Raw genomic sequence first — 17,897 nt, forward strand, 5'->3', positions numbered from 1 at the left:
AGGTCCGGAGAGCCGTGTGACACCAGAGTTGGAGAACGCCTTCGCCGCCATCGGAGCCGAGTTCGGTGCGGAATCGACTGCTCGGGCCGAGGACGAGCGCGTCACCGACGCCGACCTCACCGAACTCGTTCTCGATCACGGCGATCCGCTACCCACAGGCACGGACGAGGACACCACACCCAGGGTCGCCGAGGCCATCGGCAGGCAGTCCTGCTCAACCCCGGCCAAGTCGCCGCACTCCTCGCCTGGATCCGCCTGACCACGTGGCCGAAGAGGCCTCGAACCGGCGGTGCACCAGGTCAGGGGAGCGCAATGGTGATCGCGGACAGACCGGAGCAGGTTGCCACCGCAGCGTGGCCGCCCTCGAGTTCGGCCAGGGCTTCTTCAAACGCACGGCCGGTGGGGGTGCCGAAGCGGCCGTATACGGGCATGGCGCGTTTGAGCGGGTCCGCCTGGGAGGAGTCCATCGCGGCCATGTCCTCGTACAGCACGGTCGAGGCGCGGTGGACAGGCGGATTGACGTAGCCGCCTTGCCGTTGCGGGTCGGAGCCGGCGTGGACGAAGCGGGTGGGACGGGTGTGTTCGACCTCGGTCACGGCGTCACCGACCTGGTGAGCGTGGTCTCGGGCTCAGTGGCAGGTCCGGTGGGCGTAGATCCGTCGGGGAGCGGTGCGCGTCGGCTGCCGCCGAGAATGAGTGCCAGCACTGCCGCGGCGACGCACTGCGCGGCCACCACGATCCAAAAGGTGTCAAGGTCGCCCGCGCTCTGGAAGTGGGCGAAGACGAATCCGCCGACGATCCCCGACAGGAGTCCGCCGACGCCCGCGGTCAGCCGCTGGACGCCGAAGGCGAAGGCAGGGTGGCCCGGTAGCCGGTCGACGAGCTCGAGGTCGCAGCGGAGGAACAGGAATATCTCACCCCGGGTGAAGAGGGCGGTGCCCCCCAGCAACGCCGGAGTGTTCCCCAGAGACATCGCGGTCATGCCGAGCGCCATCAGGGTGAACGAGCCGACGACCAGCCGGCGGTAGTCCGCTTTCGCGATCCGGTCGGCCAGCGGCGGCTGGAGCAGTACCACCATGGCGCAGTTGAGCAGCATGACCCAGCCGAGGACCTGGATGTTGGACACTCCGGCGGCATACAGGCCCATGAAGCTCTGGAAGAAGAAGTAGAGGTAGAAGGCCAGGGCGGTGAAGAGCATGGGGCGGAGCGCACCCCGAAGCGATGGAAGCCTGCCTGTCGGGGGCGCCGCGGCGGGTGCTCCGGAGGCCGGTTGCGCTACGGGCGGCCGCCGGACGGCCTGCTGCAGCGCGATCTGGTGTCCCGCTGTGATCAGCGCGAACAGCGCGGCCAGCCCGATCAGCAGCGCGACGGGATCGGCGTTGATCAGGAAAGCTGCGAGCAGCGGCCCCAGCCCCATCCCGGCGTTGAGGGCCGCGCTGCTGATGCCGAGGAAAAGTGGGCGCAGTTCGTCGGAGACGCTGATGACGATGTAGGCCTTGTTCGCGGGAAGGTACAGCGCCGGACCGCCCGCGACGAGAACCACCGCCGGGTAGGCGATCCAGGGAACACGGACGGCCAGGCCCAGGAGGACGAGTCCGGTGGTCCGCAGGGCGAGGGCCAGGACCATCGTCCGCTTGAGCCCGAGCCTGTCGACCACCGGGCCGCCGAGAATACTGCCGCCGAACTGGATGAACGTCGCCACGGCTACGAGGATCCCGGCGACCCGGACGTCCAGACCGACGGCCTCGACCATGAGTACGCCGATGAAGGGAGTGACCATGTAGCTGCCGAGGGCGACGACGAAGGAGAGCATGATCAGCGATCGCGGGCCGGCCTCGAGACCGGTGAAGGTTCGCCACTTGGCGGTCAGCGCACCGGTCATGTCGACGTGCTCCCACCGGGTGTCTGCCCGGACACGGCGCCGACCGTTTCGCCTGTCACCACCGGCAGGGGTGAGGGCATGCCCCACTCGCTCCACGAGCCGTCGTACACAGTCAGATCGCGGAAGCCCGCCAGGTCAGCACCGAGCGCCAGTACACATGCGGTGACTCCCGAACCACAACTGAAGTACAGCTTCTCCCGGTCCTCGGCCACCGCGGCGAAGGCTTCCCGCAACTGCGTTGCGGGGCGCATCAGCCCGTCTTTCTGGAGGTCGCCGAAGGGCAGGTTCACCGCCCCCGGCATGTGGCCGCCGCGCAGGCCCGGCCGCGGCTCGGGGGCCGTGCCGACGTATCGCTCGTGGGTGCGGGCGTCGAGTACCGCCGCTTTGGGATCGGCCAGTGCGGCGACAACCTCGGCGCTGCCGACGAACATCCCTGGACGGGGGCGCGCGGTGAAGTCGCCGCGCGGGCCGTTGTAGGTGGCTGGTACGGGCTCGACGGGCTGTCCCGCGCCGGCCCAGGCGGGCAGTCCGCCGTCGAGTACGGCGACGCGGTCGCATCCCATGGCTCGCAGCATCCACCAGGCACGGGCGCTGGAGTAGATCCCGGCGCAGTCGTAAACGACCACGGTGTCCACGTCCCTGATGCCGAGATCGCGTACGGCCTCGGTGAAGGCCTGCACGCCAGGCATGGTGTGCGGTATCGGCGCGGTGTGGTCGGACAGGTCGCCGTCGAGGTCGAAGGGTCGGGCACCTGGGATACTCCGTTCGGTGCACCGGTGCGCCCCCACGGAGGCGTCCAGCAGCACCAGCCGGGGCGTGTTGAGCCGCTGTGCGAGCCAGTCGGTGTTCACCAGTGGTCCGGGCAACGATGTCGTGGTCATTCGATCCCCTCGATCAGCTCGGCGGGTCGCCACCTGGCCTCTCCGGAGAACCACTCGGCCACATGTTCAAGGCGCGCGGCCACCTCCTGCTCCGTGTCGCCGTCGACGATGTATCCGGCCAGGAAGAGACCTGACTTGACGCCTCCGCGGAACTCCTGGCCGGGCGACCCGGTGACCATGACCTCCCGGACGCACTGCGGCTCGTTTCCCGCGGGCAGGTGTTCGAGGACCCCGTGCTGGGGCGGAATGCACAGCGCCCCAGCGGGTCGGTAGGAGGGAGCCGGGAGGGTGGAGGGGAGTCCGCACTCCGCGTACAGCCATTCCTTGTCGAGGTCGATGCCAAAGGCGTGCCGGACCATGGCGCTGATCATGCCGCCGCCGGTGCGGCTGGCGACCTCGCAGAACACCGTTCGGTCGTCGGGGGTAATCCAGAATTCGGCGTGAAAGGCGGTGTGCTCGGGGGTGGGCAGTTCCGCCAGGATCGCGTGGGCGGCTTTGACCAGCCGGTCGTACGCCGGCTCCTGTGCGGTGAGCGGCAGGGTGGCGACCCAGTCGTTGTCCCGGAAGGAGAGGCAGTCGTTGAGGTAGCGGAAGGGGTGGGCGAACACCACTTCGCCGCCTGCCACCAGCCCGTCCACGTGGTACATCTGGCCGGGTACGAAGACCTCGATCTCGCTGGTTCCGGGCCATGGGCCGGCCAGGTACGCGTCCAGGTCCGGCTCGTCGCGAATGACGGCGGCCCCCAGCGAGCCGGACTCCGACACCGGCTTGATGACGACTGGATAGCCGTGTTCGGCGATGAACGCGAGGGCTGTGTACGCGGAGTCGATCCGCTGGTAAGCCGGGATGTCCACCGGCCCGCCCACGAGGTGGTCCTTCATGACGATCTTGTCGCGGAAGGCAACGGCGCTGTGGGTCCGCTGGCCGGGCAGGTCCCGCAGTTGAGCGGCTCGGATGATGTCTGCCTCGGCCCGGGCGAAGACCGCCTCCACCGCGAACTCGCGGGCGAGGCGCAGCGCGGTCTTCTCCACCAGTTGATTGGTGTCATAGGCGTCGAAGGCGTGCACGTACGGGAGATGGGCGTAGCCCGACGCGTACTCCGTCGCTGTCACGATGCCTCGACGCTGTACTCACGCCCCTCGGCGAACTGCTCGAACAGGGTCGCAGAGGTACGGCGGTCGGGCGGCAGCGTGCCGATGCCCTCAATCAGTGCGACAGCGGTGCTACCAACGCCGTCGACCGGTTTGGCCACTGCCCGCCCGTATGAGGCGAACAGCCGGGCGACCGCTGGGGCGTCGTCGCCCGCTGCGAAGGCCGGGTTCAGGTGCGGAGCTGAGCGCTCCAGGATCCGGCGCATCGTCAGCTTGTCCCGGGTGGCGCAGACGACGGCCGGCGTGACCCCCGTAACTCCGAGGTGCTGGGCGGCCATCGCGGCCGGTTCCATGCCGAGCTCGGTGAGCGAGACGATCGCCGTGGGTGCGAGCGGCCGCAGCACCTCGTCGGCAAAGGCGAGGAACGTAGGCGGGTCGCGGAAGTTGACAGCGAGGACCTGGTCCGCGCAACCGAGGGCAGGCGCTCCGGGCAGCTGTACGTGCACCAGCCTTCCGGGCAGGCTTTCCACGTCTTTCGCCACCGTCGGGTTGGCGCCGACGAGAACGAGGGTCACCGCGCGGACCTCGGGGTCGCCCTACATTCCACGCTCGCCGCTGTTTTCGTGATCCGCACGGCGGCTGCGGTATGCCTGTTCTGATTCATGTGCCCCCCTTGCCCCCCTTGCCCCCCTCCAAGGGAGGGCCGGGTAGGTGTAAACCGGCGATGCCGCGTCGGGCATATGTTCAATCGAACGTCGCCAGCAGGCTCAAGATCGCAGGAGATCTGGCACCTGTCAACAGCGTTACAAACGGCTGAATCCCATGCCCGGCATCCCCTCTGACCTCCCTTGACCTCCCTCTGACGCGGAAGTTGGGGTTCCGATAATGCGGCTGCGGTGAGCTCGTTCCAGCTGGCAGGCGGCGGCCTGGACCTGGCATCGTCGTCGCCACCTCGGCCGGCGCGGGATGTGTTCGGAGGTCGTGTCCGCGCACGTGGTGTAGCGGATCACATTCCGCTTCCGAGTAGCACTCTCGCGACCAGCACGTTGGGGCGCGAGGGGCTGGGGATGCAAGATTGGGTACACCGCTCTGCGGGACACACCCGCGCTCGCGGGCGACCTGCTCGCAGGCGTCGATGGTGTGTACGACCTTGGTGATCACGACGATCGGAGGAGGACCGATTGCGCTCCCCAGGCGTCTCGTCGATGCGCTTGTCATTGAGCCGCGGGGCCTTGACCTCGATTGCTCGGGCCGCCGACCGCGGTCGTGACCTCCTGTAGCTGGTGGAATCCGCTGCGCGCGGCAAGCCCCCGTCCGGACTCGTCCTGCTGGTCGGCCAACTTGGCTCCGAGCGCCAACCCGAGGCTGATCCACAGGCCTTGAGGATTTTTGCTCATCTTGGGCACCTGGCGACCTGGGTGTGAGAACCATGACGAAGCAGCGCCAGGTGGGAAGCATGTACGCGAATCGATACACGGAGGAGTGCATGCGGGACGCGATCGAGCTCGTGCGGTCGTAGGGCTGGGCGGTGACCAAGGTTGAACGGGCCCCGGGCTGAGCGCCGAGGGTCTGCAGGGCCGGACGGAGCAGGTAGGCCCGTGGCCCGGGCGGCGGAGGATAGTCCCCGTCTGGGTATCCGTGGTCGAGTTCGGCCGACTTCGGCGCCCCGCCGCCGGTGGGGCGGGAGGGCGCGTACGCCGAATGAACCTCCGAACACTCCCGAAGGATCCTCCGGATCGGCCGGTCAATCCCGGCCGCGCCATCGGCGTACGCGCCCTTTGACCGTTCGGGTTGAGTGCCTCACCGTGGACGGAGCCGAGGGTGAGGCACTGTAGCGCTACCAGATCCAGGTGATCTGAGCCGCGTTCCCGTGGTTGGTCGAACACCCCGATCAGGGAAGCAAGTAGAGCTGGTAGCACGAGGAGCCAGCCCTTTAGGGCATGCCCCGCAGGACTTGAACCTGCGGCTTGAAGGCATCCGGCGGAAATGGCCCCGGTGCACCCTCTGACCTGTGCCTTCGTGCCGCATCTGAAGGAGGGTGCGTCGTGTGCGCGCCCTACGGGGCACACATGTTCTGCCGCCTCGGCAGAGGTGGTCACAGGACTGACCTGCGGTTTTCCTCGATAACTCGGAGCCGCAGATTGGTGCCCCCGGCAGGACTCGAACCTGCGGCCAAGCGCTTAGAAGGCGCCTGCTCTATCCACTGAGCTACGGGGGCCGGGTGTGGTGGCCGGTGTCCTGGTGCCCGGTGTGGGCTGATCCCTGACCTTGCCGGGGACAAGGATAGGGCTCCTGAATCCCTGTCCCTCGCGCTTCGCCTCCGTGGCCCGATGTGGAGGTTCGGTGAAGCGGTCCTGATAATCGCAGGCGGGTACGAATCGCGCACCGCTTTTGGTGTCTCACGCATCGGGTGTTGTGCACTCGTTATGCCTGCGCCCCAGTCGCCCCTTCCGCCCCGTATGTCCTATCGGCGCGCAGACATACTCATATGCTTCAGAAAGACTCCAAAATTGGGCATTCTTCGCATGTGGTGACCTTGGACGTACGGCCTCAGCTGCTCGACGCACTCTCCGCCCTGCGCGACCGTGTCGCCGCCGCACGCTTCCCGCTGCCCCTGGCGGGGGCTCCACGCGCGCGCGCCAACCGCGACGAACTACTCGCACAGCTCGACGACTATTTGGTGCCCCGGTTGAGAGAACCCGAAGCACCCCTTCTCGCCGTCATCGGAGGTTCGACCGGCGCCGGCAAGTCCACGCTGGTCAACTCTCTTGTGGGGCGCCGGGTCAGCGAGGCGGGCGTGCTGCGGCCGACGACCCGTACGCCGGTCCTGGTGTGCCACCCGGAGGACCATCACTGGTTCAGCGGGATGCGGGTGCTGCCCGACCTCGCGCGTGTGTGGGCGCCCCATCAGGAGCCCGGCGACGATCTGCCCGCGCTCGGCGGGCGCGGCGAACGGGTGCTGCGGGTCGAGACCGCGGACACCCTCCCCCGCGGCCTCGCCCTCCTCGACGCGCCCGACATCGACTCCCTGGTCGCCGACAACCGCGTACTCGCCGCCGAGCTGATCTGCTCGGCCGACATCTGGGTCATGGTCACCACCGCCGCCCGGTACGCCGACGCCGTGCCGTGGCATCTGCTGCGCACGGCCAAGGAGCACAAGGCCACCCTGGTCACCGTGCTCGACCGGGTGCCCCACCAGGTGGTGTCCGAGGTCTCGCGGCAGTACGGCGCCCTGCTCACCAAGGCCGGGCTCGGCGAGGTGCCGCGCTTCACCGTGCCCGAGCTGCCCGAGTCCGCCTGGGGCGGCGGCCTGTTGCCCGCCACCGCCGTCGCTCCGCTGCGTACGTGGCTCACGCACCAGGTGCAGGACCCGGCAGCCCGGCACGAGGCGATGGCCCGTACCGCCTACGGGGTCCTCGACTCACTGAAGTCGCGGATGCCCGAGCTGGCCGGCGCAGCCGCCGCACAGTACGCCGCCGCGCTGCGGCTCACCGCGGCGGTCGACGGGGCCTACGACAGCGAGCACGCGCGCGTGAGGGGGCGTTTGCAGGCCGGGGCCGTGCTCTCCGGGGACGCCCTCAAGCGGTGGCGTGCCTATCCCCTCGACTGCACCGCGGGCGAACTGCTCGACGCGCTCGTCGAGAGCCTGGCCTCACTGCTGCTGTGCTCCGTGACGGCCGCCGACGAGCGCGTGGACGAGGCCTGGCGGCGTGAACCGGCCGCGGGTGCTCCGGGGCTGACCGACCGTGACCCGACGCCGGAGAGCGCCGAGCACCGGATCGGGATGGCCGTACGACGGTGGCGGCGCATCCTCGAGGAGTACGCCGAGGAGGAGGTGCGTGACCTCGACAGGAGTGTCGCGCAGGACGCCGAGGTGGTCGCCGCGCTGGTCGCCACCGCGCTGCTGGGAGGTCGCAGGGCGCGGTCCGCGGGCGAGGGACTCGCCGAGCGGGTCGGGGCGCACAGCGCGCTGCGGCTGCGCGACCGCGGTGGACGGCTGCTCGCCGACTACCTCGACAAGGCCCTGCACACCGAACGCGAACGCCGTCTCGCCCCGCTCGACGCACTCGACGTACGTCCAGAACCCCAGGCCGAACTCATCGCCGCGCTGTCCGTACTGCAGAAGGAGAGGTGACCGCGGTGACTGCCGTCACTGACCACACGGATCACGCCGACCGCCCAGACCAGCCCGGGGAGGACCGTCTCGAAAACGCCTCCTCCGAAGAGGCCACATCCGAGAACGACCTCCCCGGTGACACGAGCTCCGACGATGAGGACGAGGGGGCGAGCGAGGGCAAGGCCGAAGCCGAACAGAACCCCGGCGACAGCGAGCCCTCCGAGGAGGAGCCCCCGGGGAACGCCCCCTCAGGAGACGTCCACGCGCGCGCGGAGCGCCAGGAAGCGGGGAACGCACCCTTGGAGCGTCGTGAAGCCGGGCACGCGCGCGTGAAGGCGGAGGCCCTCTTCGCGCGCGCGGAGGGCGGCCCCGCCTGGGACGACGGGCTGATCGCACGGCGCGTGTCCGAGACGGCCAACGCGCAGGCGGCGCCCGTGGTGGAACCCAAGCCGGCGGTGCAGGCCCCGCCTGCCCCCCTCGCGTACGACGGACCGCTCCGCTCACGCCTCGACGCGCTGCGCGAGTTGGTGGGACTGTCCCGCACCCGGCTCGACAGCCGGACACTCGCCGAGGCCGGCCGCGTCCTCGACGAGGCGGCCGCACGGCGCAGGCTCTCCGGGCAGCACACCGTCGTCGCGATCGCCGGGGCCACCGGAAGCGGCAAGTCCCAGCTCTTCAACGCGCTCGCCGGGGTGGCCATTTCGGAGACCGGTGTACGCAGGCCGACGACCGCTGCACCCATCGCATGCAGTTGGAGCGACGGCGCGGCAACGCTCATCGACCGGCTCGGCATCCCCGGACGGCTGCGCAGACGCCCGTTGCAGAGCGCGGAGGCGGAGGCGCAGCTGCGCGGCCTCGTCCTGGTCGACCTGCCGGACCACGATTCGGCGGCGGTCCAGCACCGCGAACAGGTGGACCGCATCCTCGCGCTCGTCGACGCGGTCATCTGGGTCGTGGACCCGGAGAAGTACGCGGACGCGATCATCCATGAGCGCTATCTGCGGCCCATGGCGGGGCACGCGGAGGTCATGTTCGTCGTCCTCAATCAGGTGGACCGGCTGCCCGGTGAGGCCGCCGACCAGGTCCTCGACGACCTGCGACGGCTCCTCGACGAGGACGGGATCGCGCTCCGCGAGTACGGCGAACCGGGCGCGACCGTGCTCGCGCTGTCGGCGCTCACCGGGGACGGCGTCGGCGAACTGCGCGAGTCCCTCGGCCAGTTCGTGGCCGAGCGAGGCGCCGCCGCCCGCCGGATCTCGGCCGACCTGGCCGCCGCCACGGCGCAACTGCGCCCGGTCTACGCGACGGGGCGGCGGACCGGCCTCAGCGAGGAGGCGCGCGACGAGTTCGCCGCCCGGCTCGCGGACGCGGTGGGCGCGGTCGCGGCCGGCGACGCAGCCGAGCGCGCATGGCGCCGCAACGCCAACCGCGCCTGCGGCACGCCCTGGCTGCGGCTGTGGCGCTGGTACGAGGACCGGCGCGAACCCCCGACCGGACGGCTGACCGTACGGGCGCCCGAGGACGAGGAGGCCACCGCACGCCAGCGCGTCGAGCAGGCCGTTCGTACGGTGGCGGACCGGGCGGCGTACGGGCTGCCCGCCCCCTGGGCGCAGGCGGTACGCGAGGCCGCCGTACGTGGGGCGCAGGGGCTGCCCGAGGCGCTGGACGAGATGGCGGCGCGCGCCACGGCACCGGTGGGCCGGCCGCCGCGGCCCGGCTGGTGGCCGGCCGCCGTGTTCGCGCAGGCCTCGATGACGATCCTGCAAGTCATCGGCGGACTCTGGCTGTTGGGGCAGATCATCGGCATCAGCTCGCCGAATCTCGGGGTGCCGGTGCTCCTGATGGTGACCGGCATCATCGGCGGCCCGGCCGTCGAGTGGAGCAGCAGGATGGCGGCGCGCGGGCCCGCCCGGCGCTACGGACTCGAAGCGGAACGCCGACTTCGGGAGGCCGCCGCCGGCTGCGGAAGGGCACGCGTACTCGATCCGGTGGCTGCGGAACTTCTGCGGTACCGGGAGGTCCGGGAGCAGTACGTACGGGCCACGGGGGCGGCGGCGCCTGTCGGCTGACCCCACAACCACGCCCGCTCGACACGACACGCTCGTGTCCGTGTCCGTGTCCCTGTCCGCCATCGTGTTCGTGTTCGTGTTCGCTCGATGCGGCACCACCCCACCGGGTGACGCGGTTGTCCACAACCAGCGGGTAGCACACACCGCTCAGCGGGCCCGGCCCGGCGAAGGCAGTCTGAACTCGCGGCGATCGCAGCGCATGCGGTCGCCGCGACAGACGCGACTGACGCGTCGAACGCATCAGACGCATTCGTACGGGAGAGGGGTTCGGGGATGAACGAAACGACGGTGTGCGCAGTGGGCAACGTGGCGACGCCACCTGTGTACCGGGACATGGCCAACGGGGCGTCGGCGAGGTTCCGGCTGGCGGTGACGGCGCGGTACTGGGACCGCGAGAAGAGCGCGTGGACGGACGGGCACACCAACTTCTTCACCGTGTGGGCCAATCGAGCACTCGCCACGAATGTGGGGGCATCGCTGTCGGTGGGCGATCCCGTCATCGTGCAAGGCCGGCTGAAGGTGCGCACCGAGCAACGCGACGGCCAGAGCTGGACGTCGGCCGACATCGACGCGGTGGCGATCGGCCACGACCTTTCACGCGGTACGTCGGCCTTCCGGCGTCCCTCCAAGGGCGACACGGGATCGAGTCCGACCCCTCAGCCGGAACCCAGTTGGGAATCGGAGCCAGGAGCTCAGCCCGAACCGGCAGGAGTGACGTGATGTCAGGGTCGGAGACGACCTGACCGAACTGCGGCTTATCGACAAGTACATTCACAGCAACTCCATGGATTTGTCGATAAGCGCAGCTCACAGGCGTGTTCAGCGATAACGATTCCGAGTCGGATCGGTTATCGGATGACATCACTGGGGGGTGCGGTGCGCCGCGTCCTTAGGATGCCGGACATAGCTCATGGATCACTGGGCTTCTGATTCTGCTGGCGGGACCGTCCCCCCATGTCAACGGGTCCTGCTCGAAGGGGATTCTGTGTTTCTTTCGTTCGCTGCGTTGTCCGCGCGCAGGCGAGGGGCAGCTCGCCTCGCCGCCGCGACGTTGGTGTCAGGGCTCGTCGCCGCGGGGGCGATGGCCGCCGCGGGTACGGCCGTCGCCGACGAGACGCCGCAGAGCCAAGGGGGCGCGACGGCCACCATAGGCGGCCTGAAGACCTACGGGTCCGCCGTGATACACGACAACGGCGAAGACCTACAGGTGTCCGCGGGCCTGTTCGAGATGTCCGTCGACAACGGCGGCACCCTCCAGACCTACTGCATCGACCTCCATAACCCGACGCAGAAGGACGCCAAGTACCAGGAGACCTCCTGGAGCGGCACCTCGCTGAACGGCAACGCGGATGCGGGCAGGATCCGCTGGATCCTGCAGAACTCCTATCCGCAGGTGAACAACCTCGCGGCGCTCGCCCAGAAGGCCGGGGCGAGCGGGCTCACCGAGCAGGACGCCGCGGCCGGCACCCAGGTGGCCATCTGGCGGTACTCGGACGGCGCCGACGTGGACGCGGTGAACCCGCCGGCGGAGAAGCTCGCGGACTACCTGGAGAAGAACGCGCAGAACCTGGCGGAGCCCGCGGCCTCGCTGACCCTCGACTCGTCCGCGGTCTCCGGCCACGCCGGCGAGAAGCTCGGCCCGGTCACGGTGCACACCAACGCGGACAGCGTCACGGTGACGCCGCCCGCGGACGCCGCCATCAGCGGAGTGCGGATCGTGGGCGCGGACGGCAAGGTGACCACCTCCGCGGCCGACGGCAGTCGGCTCTACTTCGACGTGCCGAAGGACAGCACGGACGGTTCGGCCTCGCTGACCGTGCAGGCGTCGACGACCGTGCCCGTCGGGCGTGCCTTCGCCTCGGAGACCCGCAGCCAGACCCAGATACTCGCCGGCTCCAGTGAGTCGACGGTCTCCGCGACCGCGACCGCCAACTGGGCCAAGGAGGGCGCGATACCCGCGCTGTCCGCCGAGAAGAACTGCGCCAGGGGCGGACTGGACATCACGGCGGCCAACCAGGGCGACGAGGCGTTCACCTTCGAGCTGGTGGGGATCAAGCACACGATCCCGGCAGGCGAGTCCCGGACCGTGACGGTGACGCTCCAGGAGGACCAGGCGTACGACTTCACGGCCAAGGGCGACAACGGCTTCGAGCAGCGGTTCACCGGCATGCTCGACTGCGAGACACAGGGCAGCGCGAGCGATGTCACGACCCAGACGGTCAGTGAGCCGAGCCCGGCCACGTCGGCCAGTACCTTCAGCGACGGCACGGATCTCGCCGAAACCGGCAGCTCCAGTGCCACCCCGATCATCGGCGGCATAGCCATCGCCCTCGTCGTGGTCGGCGGCGCGGCGCTGATCTTCGTCAACAAGAAGAACGCCCCGGAGCGGCACTGAGCGACACACCACCTTGGCAACTCAACAGTGAGTGACCGCCGCGTCCGGGCTTCGCCGTCCGGGTCGCGGCGGTGGCGTACTGGCGGTCGGCCGAGGTGGAGCAGCAGTGGACGGTCCGCCCCCGCCGACGGGAGTTGAGGTCGGCGGGGGCGGCAGTCGCAAGCGGGCTAGGTCCTGTCGTCACATTCCCGTCTGCCTTGCGACGCCATGCACGCACTCTCGCCGCACCGGGCGCAGACCCAAGTACGTCCAGTACGAGGGCCCACGCCCGGCACACCGAGAGCACGCACCTACTGCGACACAGGCTGCTGCCGCAGCGGGCGCGAGGCCGCCCTCCGGGCGACGACGGGAAGGTAACGACAGGACCTAGGAGCGGGCGGCGCGAACGCGCACGAGGGCGAATCCGGCCGCGAGCAGGCCGAGGACGCCCACGACCAGGCCGGCGATGCCCAGGCCACGAGCGGTCGAGTCACTGCTCGATGTCGAACTCTCGGCGGTGGAAGCCGAGTCCGAGGTCGATGACGCCGTCTCTCCGGAGTCGGCCGCGGGCTTGGCCGTGAGGGTCAGCGCCGGCGCCGGGTTCTCCGGCTCCTCTCCGCCCTGTTCCGCCTCCTCGATCCACCGGACGACCTTGCCGTCCGAGTAGGTCTGCAGCGTCTTGAAGGTCAACTGGTTCACGTCATCAGGAAGTTGACCGAAGGCGACGTTGAAGTCCTGGTACTCGCCGTGGCGGATCCTGCCACCGGTCCAGGTGATCTCCGAGACGGCCTCGGTGATCGAGCCGTCGTCCGTCTTGACGGGCGTCTTCAGCTTGGTCGTCGTGACCTGTGCGGTCCAGCCCTCCTGCGGAGTGACCAGAACGCCCAGGACCGGATGGTCGGTGGGCAGGTAGACCTGCACCTTCGTGGTGCTGGCGGTGTCCTCCTCGTTGGGGACACGGAAGGTCAGAACACCGTCCGTGGCGCCCTTGGCGTAGCTCTCGGGGTGGACCGTCACATGGGCGAAGGCCGCGCCCGCGGCTGCCAGGACCGCGGCCGAGGTGAGACCGGCGACGAGGCCGGCCCGGCGCAGGGTGGTGCGTATGGGGGACATCAGGGAAGCTCCGTACTGGTGGGGATGAGGTCAGGGCGTGTACACGAGCCCTGCGGGCGGTCCCCGGCGGGAGACGGCGTGCCGCAGCAGCACCTGCCGAAGTGGCCGCGGCTCGGCCGTGTTCCGGTCTACGACGTTCCAGTGCGCCCGGGCGCGGGAAGGCCCCGTCCGCCCCCGCCACCAGGCGGCGAGCCCGGGCACGAGCGTCACCGCCCGGCGCAGCAGCGACCACAGTGCGGCCTCGCCGCGCCGCAGCCACCAGGTCGCAAGGAGAGCGGCCGTCAGGTGGGCGGCGTTGGCGTGGGACGTCATGGCGTGCTGGTGCGTCATGTGCGCGCCGTGCATGTGCATCGCCATGGACGGCCGGGCGGCCTCGAACCCGAGATGCAGTGCGGCCTGCGCGGCCAGCATCCCGCCACCGATGCCGACCAGCGACCGCTCCCGGCCGCTCAGCAGACAGCCGGCCGCGAAGAGAACGAGGACCCCGGCACCGTCCGCCCACAAGGGCGGCGCCTCGCCCGTCGCCAGCCCGTGCCCCCCGGCGGCCAGCAGGACGCACAGCACGGCGAACACCGCCGCGCGCAGGCTCCGTACCGCCAGGGACGCTCTCATGGGTGCACAGACTGCCATGGCGAGCGAGCAGCCGTCGCGGCTTCCGGAGGAGCCGCTTCCAGGGGTCCCGCCCCGGCGCCCTTCCCTCGCTCGGGTAGGGTCCGATTGAGCCTGGAAGGGACCTGACATGCGACTTCGCTGTGCCGTGCTGGACGACTATCAGGGCGTCGCGACCGAGGTCGCCGACTGGTCACCGGTCGCGGACGAGGTCGAGATCGTCGGTTTCGCCCGGCACTTCGCCGACGAGGACGCGCTGGCGGCCGCGCTGACGGACTTCGACATCGTCGTGACCTTGCGCGAGCGGGTGCCCTTCCCGGCGTCTCTACTGGCCCGGCTGCCCCGTCTGAAGCTGTTGGTCGCCTCCGGGATGCGCAACACGGTGATCGACTACGCGGCCGCCGAGGCGCACGGCGTGACCGTGTGCGGCACCCCGAGTTCCTCGGCTCCCCCGGTCGAGCTGACCTGGGCGCTGCTGCTCGGCCTCGCGCGGGGGCTCGTCACGGAGAACGAGGCGTTGCGTACGGGAGGCCCCTGGCAGAGCACTGTCGGCGCCGATCTGCACGGCCGTCGGCTCGGCCTGCTCGGGCTCGGGAAGATCGGCGGCAGAGTGGCGCAGGTGGGCCTCGCGTTCGGCATGCGGGTCAGCGCGTGGAGCCAGAATCTCACCAAGGAGCGCGCCGACGAGGTCGGGGTGGAGCAGGCCGCCTCCAAGGAGGAGTTGCTCGCGAGCAGCGACTTCGTCTCCGTCCACCTCGCGCTCGGCGACCGCACCCGCGGTCTGATCGGCGCCGCGGAGCTCGCCCTCCTCAAGCCGACCGCCTACCTCGTCAACACCTCACGCGCGGCGATCGTCGACCAGGACGCGCTGCTCGCCGCCCTGTACGAGGGCCGGATCGCCGGAGCGGGCGTCGACGTGTTCGACGTCGAGCCGCTCCCCGCCGACCATCCGATGCGCTCGGCCCCACGCCTGCTCGCCACCCCGCACCTCGGCTATGTGTCACGCGCCAACTACGAGGCGTACTACAGCGGGGCGGTCGAGAACATCCAAGCTTTCCTCGCGGGCACACCCGTACGCCTCTTGGGCTGAACGGCTTCGCCCGAACTCTCCTCGGGCTGAGCGGCTTCGCCCGTACCCTTCTCGGGCTGGACGGCTTCGCCCGTACCCTTCTTCCGCTGAACGGCTTCACCCGTTACGCATGCCGGGCCTCACACCTCCGCAGGCCGCCAGTAGAAGCCGCGCTGCCGCCGCAGATGATGCAGGTCCACCAGATAACGCCGGAGCGTCACATGGTCGACCGGCGCGTCCTCGCACCAGGCGCGCAGTTTCTCGTTGACGGTCCGCTCCGGGTATTCGACGCCAGGCTCGAAGGTCCGTTCGGCGATGTACCGGAGAACGACCAGCTTGCGCTGCCATTGGGCCGGCAGCCGCACCAGTCGCCCATCGCGCACGAAGGTCCGCAGGACCGCCTCGGTGCCCTCGTCCCCGGAGCCGTGATCCTCGGTGGACGGCACCTGCGCGGAGCGGGCGAGTTCCCTGAAGCGGTCGTAGGCGACGCGCAGTCCCCCGTCACCGCCCGCCTCGATCGCGCCCTGGTCCTGGAGCCGTCGCAGCGCCACGGTCGCGTCCTTCAGGGAGAGCCCCGCCTTCTCCATCACCTTCGCGGGGGTGTCCGCGCCGAGGGCCACGGCTGCGAAGGCGCGGGCCCTGGTCTCTTCGGCGAACAGGCCGATCAGTTGGTCGGTTGGCATGCCCGGCAGGCTATGTGAAGGCACACCGCGAGCCGAAGCGATTTTCTGCCCGTGCCCACCGCATGCCCTGAGGCGATCGCCTGATGAACGCCGCGACCAGCCGTGACCAGTGGTGGGTGAGCGCGTTGAAGGGGAGTGCGGTCGCGGTCGAGCGGTCGCACTCCCCGAGTCAAAGGAGAACGTGATGTCTCGCATCGCGAAGGTAGCCGGTGTCGCTCTCGGCACGGGTGCCGTGGTGCTCAGCGGAGCCGGTCTGGCCATGGCCGACGCCGGTGCTCAGGGCGAGGCCGTCGGCTCGCCCGGCGTCCTGTCGGGCAACGTCGTCCAGCTCCCGATCAACGTGCCGGTCAACGTGTGCGGGAACACCGTCAGCGTCATCGGTCTGCTGAACCCGGCCTTCGGCAACACCTGCGTGAACAACGGCGACCACGACAAGGGCGGCCACCACGGCCCCAGCGGCTACGGCAGCTGACCCGACGCACGTACGAGAAGGCCCCCGGCAGTAGTCACTGCCGGGGGCCTTCTCACACTTACCGACAGATGCTCAGGCGTACCGATAGATCCGGCTGTGGTCCTCCAGCTCGTCCGGCGTCACGTCCCACGGCGGCAGCTTCTCGTGCCGCGCGACGATCCGCTCGTACTGCTCGTCGCCCGGCCCGGGCGGCCGCGCCGGCAGATAACGCGCGCCCCGGTGCCGCTTCTGCCAGCGGGACCACTGAAGGTCCACGAAGGCGTGGTGCAGCCAGAAGACGGGGTCGTTGACCGAGGCGCCGCCGAGCATGTGCCCGCCGACCCAGCGGTGCACGCGGTTGTGGTTGCGCCAGGCCCCGGGCCCGGACCTCGACCCCCACCCTTCGAGCCGGTTACGGAACCCCTTGGAGGACGTGGAGTTCCAGGGCGCGGTGTCGTAGACGGGATCTGCCAGAGCGGAGTCCAGCTCACGCTTCGTGGGCAGCTCGATCGGCGCCTGCGGGCGGCCGAACTCGCGGGTGAGGAACTCCCCGTCGGTCACCGCCTCCCTGATCCGCCAGGTGCCGTGCGCGTAGGCGAAGGGCCCGGTCATGACCTGCCGGTCGGAGCGCCGCCCGTTGCCTCCGAGCAGGTCCGCGGTCCACGGCGCGGACGACGTCGTACGGTCCCGCGTCCAGTCCCAGTACGGCACGCTCACCCCGGAGTCCACGCGGCGCAGCGCCCGCTCCAGGTCCAGCAGGAACTGTCGGTGCCAGGGAAAGAAGGAGGGCGCCATGTGGGCCGTACGCAGCCCGCCCTCGCCGTCCGAGACGTAGTACTCGATGTGCGTGCGCACGAACTCGTCGTACTCGCCCCTGCGCTTGACCTCCAGCAGCGCGCCGACGAAGCGACGCCGCTCCGCGCGCGTCAGCGTGCTGACGTCCTTACGCGTGTACACCATGCGCGTGGCCACCCCCCTCCGCGTCGGTCCCCTCGGTGTCACTCCCCTCCGCGCCCATGCCGCGCAGTTGCTCCGAGGGGCCCAGTTCGTCGACGGCCGCGCGGGCCGCGGCCAGGGCTGTCGGATACGACCGGTAGTGGTCCACCATGCTCAGGTAGCCGCCGTCCGCGCGGCGCATCAGGTGCAGCGGCCGGCCGTCCACGGTGATCTGCCACTCACCGCCGCCGACCGCGGCGCGGCCACCCATACCGGTCTTCGCGCCAAGAAGATGGCGCCCTCGGTACATCTCGTCGAACGAGAGGTCCTCGGGGCGAGTGGGCCGAGGAGAATGCGGGGGCCGCGAGGCCGCGACGACCGGGGTCAGCGCCACGGCGACGGCCGACGCGAGCAGGCCGCGCACGACGTCCCGCCGGGTCCCGCGCCGTGAGCCCACCAGGCGGCCCGGCCGCCCCGCACTCCCCGGGACGATCGGCGCCACCGCCCTCACCGACACCGCGCTCGACACTCTGCTCGGCACTCTGTTGACGAACATGGTTCTCTCCTCGCCGGATGAGCCGGATGAGCCGGATGAGCCGAATGAGCCGAATGAGTCAGATCA

General features: G+C 70.1%; 18 protein-coding genes and 1 tRNA gene. 7 read left to right on the forward strand and 12 right to left on the reverse strand.

Annotation, left to right across the window (positions count from 1 at the left end; translation table 11 throughout):
- The first annotated feature begins 16 nt into the window (after nucleotides 1-16).
- Entirely contained in the window at nucleotides 17-259 is a 243-nt protein-coding gene (locus ACIPC1_RS04765; protein ID WP_402513188.1) for a hypothetical protein, read from the forward strand.
- Nucleotides 260-299: 40 nt separating this feature from the next.
- On the opposite strand, the gene ACIPC1_RS04770 is transcribed toward ACIPC1_RS04765, so the two are convergent.
- The 7 genes from ACIPC1_RS04770 to ACIPC1_RS04800 all read right to left on the reverse strand — a co-directional run bounded on the left by ACIPC1_RS04770 (nucleotide 300) and on the right by ACIPC1_RS04800 (nucleotide 6,072).
- Nucleotides 300-596 (reverse strand): PLP-dependent transferase, encoded by a 297-nt coding sequence (locus ACIPC1_RS04770; RefSeq protein ID WP_402513190.1) that lies wholly within the window; start codon nucleotides 594-596, stop codon nucleotides 300-302.
- Nucleotides 593-1,882, reverse strand: a complete 1,290-nt coding sequence (locus tag ACIPC1_RS04775) for an MFS transporter (RefSeq protein ID WP_402513192.1) — start codon at nucleotides 1,880-1,882, stop codon at nucleotides 593-595. Before ACIPC1_RS04775 ends, ACIPC1_RS04770 begins: the two co-directional genes overlap by 4 nt.
- Nucleotides 1,879-2,763, reverse strand: coding sequence for a sulfurtransferase (locus ACIPC1_RS04780; protein WP_402513193.1), 885 nt, complete (start codon nucleotides 2,761-2,763; stop codon nucleotides 1,879-1,881). Before ACIPC1_RS04780 ends, ACIPC1_RS04775 begins: the two co-directional genes overlap by 4 nt.
- Nucleotides 2,760-3,875: an acetyl-CoA carboxylase biotin carboxylase subunit family protein gene (locus ACIPC1_RS04785; RefSeq protein WP_402513195.1), complete on the reverse strand. Its 1,116-nt coding sequence runs from the start codon at nucleotides 3,873-3,875 to the stop codon at nucleotides 2,760-2,762. Before ACIPC1_RS04785 ends, ACIPC1_RS04780 begins: the two co-directional genes overlap by 4 nt.
- Nucleotides 3,872-4,429, reverse strand: a complete 558-nt coding sequence (locus ACIPC1_RS04790) for a hypothetical protein (protein ID WP_402513196.1) — start codon at nucleotides 4,427-4,429, stop codon at nucleotides 3,872-3,874. The genes ACIPC1_RS04785 and ACIPC1_RS04790 overlap by 4 nt, the downstream gene beginning before the upstream one ends.
- 639 nt (nucleotides 4,430-5,068) lie before the next feature.
- Nucleotides 5,069-5,251, reverse strand: coding sequence for a hypothetical protein (locus tag ACIPC1_RS04795; protein ID WP_402513198.1), 183 nt, complete (start codon nucleotides 5,249-5,251; stop codon nucleotides 5,069-5,071).
- A 745-nt stretch (nucleotides 5,252-5,996) separates the two neighbouring features.
- Nucleotides 5,997-6,072: transfer RNA gene (locus tag ACIPC1_RS04800), tRNA-Arg, on the reverse strand.
- A 309-nt stretch (nucleotides 6,073-6,381) separates the two neighbouring features.
- Here ACIPC1_RS04800 and ACIPC1_RS04805 point away from each other — a divergent pair.
- From ACIPC1_RS04805 to ACIPC1_RS04820, 4 genes are all read left to right on the forward strand, one after another.
- Nucleotides 6,382-7,989 carry a dynamin family protein gene (locus ACIPC1_RS04805; RefSeq protein ID WP_402513199.1) on the forward strand — a complete coding sequence of 536 codons (1,608 nt, stop codon included), beginning with the start codon at nucleotides 6,382-6,384 and terminating at the stop codon, nucleotides 7,987-7,989.
- A complete protein-coding gene (locus ACIPC1_RS04810; protein ID WP_402513200.1) occupies nucleotides 7,986-10,040 on the forward strand; it encodes a GTPase in 2,055 nt (684 codons plus the stop codon). Before ACIPC1_RS04805 ends, ACIPC1_RS04810 begins: the two co-directional genes overlap by 4 nt.
- 273 nt (nucleotides 10,041-10,313) lie before the next feature.
- Nucleotides 10,314-10,760, forward strand: a complete 447-nt coding sequence (locus ACIPC1_RS04815) for a single-stranded DNA-binding protein (protein ID WP_402513202.1) — start codon at nucleotides 10,314-10,316, stop codon at nucleotides 10,758-10,760.
- Between the two features lie 265 nt (nucleotides 10,761-11,025).
- Nucleotides 11,026-12,435: a Cys-Gln thioester bond-forming surface protein gene (locus ACIPC1_RS04820; RefSeq protein ID WP_402513204.1), complete on the forward strand. Its 1,410-nt coding sequence runs from the start codon at nucleotides 11,026-11,028 to the stop codon at nucleotides 12,433-12,435.
- 366 nt (nucleotides 12,436-12,801) lie between these two features.
- Here ACIPC1_RS04820 and ACIPC1_RS04825 read toward each other — a convergent pair whose 3' ends face one another.
- Together ACIPC1_RS04825 and ACIPC1_RS04830 are read right to left on the reverse strand one after the other, a co-directional pair.
- Nucleotides 12,802-13,527: a YcnI family protein gene (locus ACIPC1_RS04825; protein WP_402513206.1), complete on the reverse strand. Its 726-nt coding sequence runs from the start codon at nucleotides 13,525-13,527 to the stop codon at nucleotides 12,802-12,804.
- A gap of 30 nt (nucleotides 13,528-13,557) precedes the next feature.
- Complete coding sequence (locus tag ACIPC1_RS04830) at nucleotides 13,558-14,139, reverse strand: hypothetical protein (protein ID WP_402513208.1); 582 nt, start codon at nucleotides 14,137-14,139, stop codon at nucleotides 13,558-13,560.
- A 127-nt stretch (nucleotides 14,140-14,266) separates the two neighbouring features.
- Between ACIPC1_RS04830 and ACIPC1_RS04835 the strand changes: the two genes are divergently transcribed.
- A complete protein-coding gene (locus tag ACIPC1_RS04835; protein WP_402513209.1) occupies nucleotides 14,267-15,226 on the forward strand; it encodes a D-2-hydroxyacid dehydrogenase family protein in 960 nt (319 codons plus the stop codon).
- A 119-nt stretch (nucleotides 15,227-15,345) separates the two neighbouring features.
- Here the strand turns inward: ACIPC1_RS04835 and ACIPC1_RS04840 are convergent, their stop codons facing one another.
- Entirely contained in the window at nucleotides 15,346-15,888 is a 543-nt protein-coding gene (locus ACIPC1_RS04840; RefSeq protein WP_402513210.1) for a DUF2087 domain-containing protein, read from the reverse strand.
- 184 nt (nucleotides 15,889-16,072) lie between these two features.
- Here ACIPC1_RS04840 and ACIPC1_RS04845 point away from each other — a divergent pair, with 184 nt between their 5' ends.
- Complete coding sequence (locus tag ACIPC1_RS04845) at nucleotides 16,073-16,360, forward strand: chaplin (RefSeq protein ID WP_402513212.1); 288 nt, start codon at nucleotides 16,073-16,075, stop codon at nucleotides 16,358-16,360.
- Between the two features lie 72 nt (nucleotides 16,361-16,432).
- Here ACIPC1_RS04845 and ACIPC1_RS04850 read toward each other — a convergent pair whose 3' ends face one another.
- Together ACIPC1_RS04850 and ACIPC1_RS04855 are read right to left on the reverse strand one after the other, a co-directional pair.
- Nucleotides 16,433-17,299 (reverse strand): tyrosinase family protein, encoded by an 867-nt coding sequence (locus ACIPC1_RS04850; protein ID WP_402513214.1) that lies wholly within the window; start codon nucleotides 17,297-17,299, stop codon nucleotides 16,433-16,435.
- Nucleotides 17,283-17,831: a tyrosinase family oxidase copper chaperone gene (locus ACIPC1_RS04855; protein ID WP_402513216.1), complete on the reverse strand. Its 549-nt coding sequence runs from the start codon at nucleotides 17,829-17,831 to the stop codon at nucleotides 17,283-17,285. Before ACIPC1_RS04855 ends, ACIPC1_RS04850 begins: the two co-directional genes overlap by 17 nt.
- Nucleotides 17,832-17,897: the final 66 nt, after the last annotated feature.

Source organism: Streptomyces sp. NPDC087263, assembly GCF_044744645.1.
Lineage (GTDB): Bacteria > Actinomycetota > Actinomycetes > Streptomycetales > Streptomycetaceae > Streptomyces.

Coding starts and splice junctions, on each gene's coding strand:
- ACIPC1_RS04775 (WP_402513192.1), bottom strand. CDS start 1,882: ATGACCGGTGCGCTGACCGCCAAGTGGCGAACCTTCACCGGTCTCGAG.
- ACIPC1_RS04780 (WP_402513193.1), bottom strand. CDS start 2,763: ATGACCACGACATCGTTGCCCGGACCACTGGTGAACACCGACTGGCTC.
- ACIPC1_RS04795 (WP_402513198.1), bottom strand. CDS start 5,251: ATGAGCAAAAATCCTCAAGGCCTGTGGATCAGCCTCGGGTTGGCGCTC.
- ACIPC1_RS04815 (WP_402513202.1), top strand. CDS start 10,314: ATGAACGAAACGACGGTGTGCGCAGTGGGCAACGTGGCGACGCCACCT.
- ACIPC1_RS04825 (WP_402513206.1), bottom strand. CDS start 13,527: ATGTCCCCCATACGCACCACCCTGCGCCGGGCCGGCCTCGTCGCCGGT.
- ACIPC1_RS04830 (WP_402513208.1), bottom strand. CDS start 14,139: ATGAGAGCGTCCCTGGCGGTACGGAGCCTGCGCGCGGCGGTGTTCGCC.
- ACIPC1_RS04835 (WP_402513209.1), top strand. CDS start 14,267: ATGCGACTTCGCTGTGCCGTGCTGGACGACTATCAGGGCGTCGCGACC.
- ACIPC1_RS04840 (WP_402513210.1), bottom strand. CDS start 15,888: ATGCCAACCGACCAACTGATCGGCCTGTTCGCCGAAGAGACCAGGGCC.
- ACIPC1_RS04845 (WP_402513212.1), top strand. CDS start 16,073: ATGTCTCGCATCGCGAAGGTAGCCGGTGTCGCTCTCGGCACGGGTGCC.
- ACIPC1_RS04850 (WP_402513214.1), bottom strand. CDS start 17,299: ATGGTGTACACGCGTAAGGACGTCAGCACGCTGACGCGCGCGGAGCGG.
- ACIPC1_RS04855 (WP_402513216.1), bottom strand. CDS start 17,831: ATGTTCGTCAACAGAGTGCCGAGCAGAGTGTCGAGCGCGGTGTCGGTG.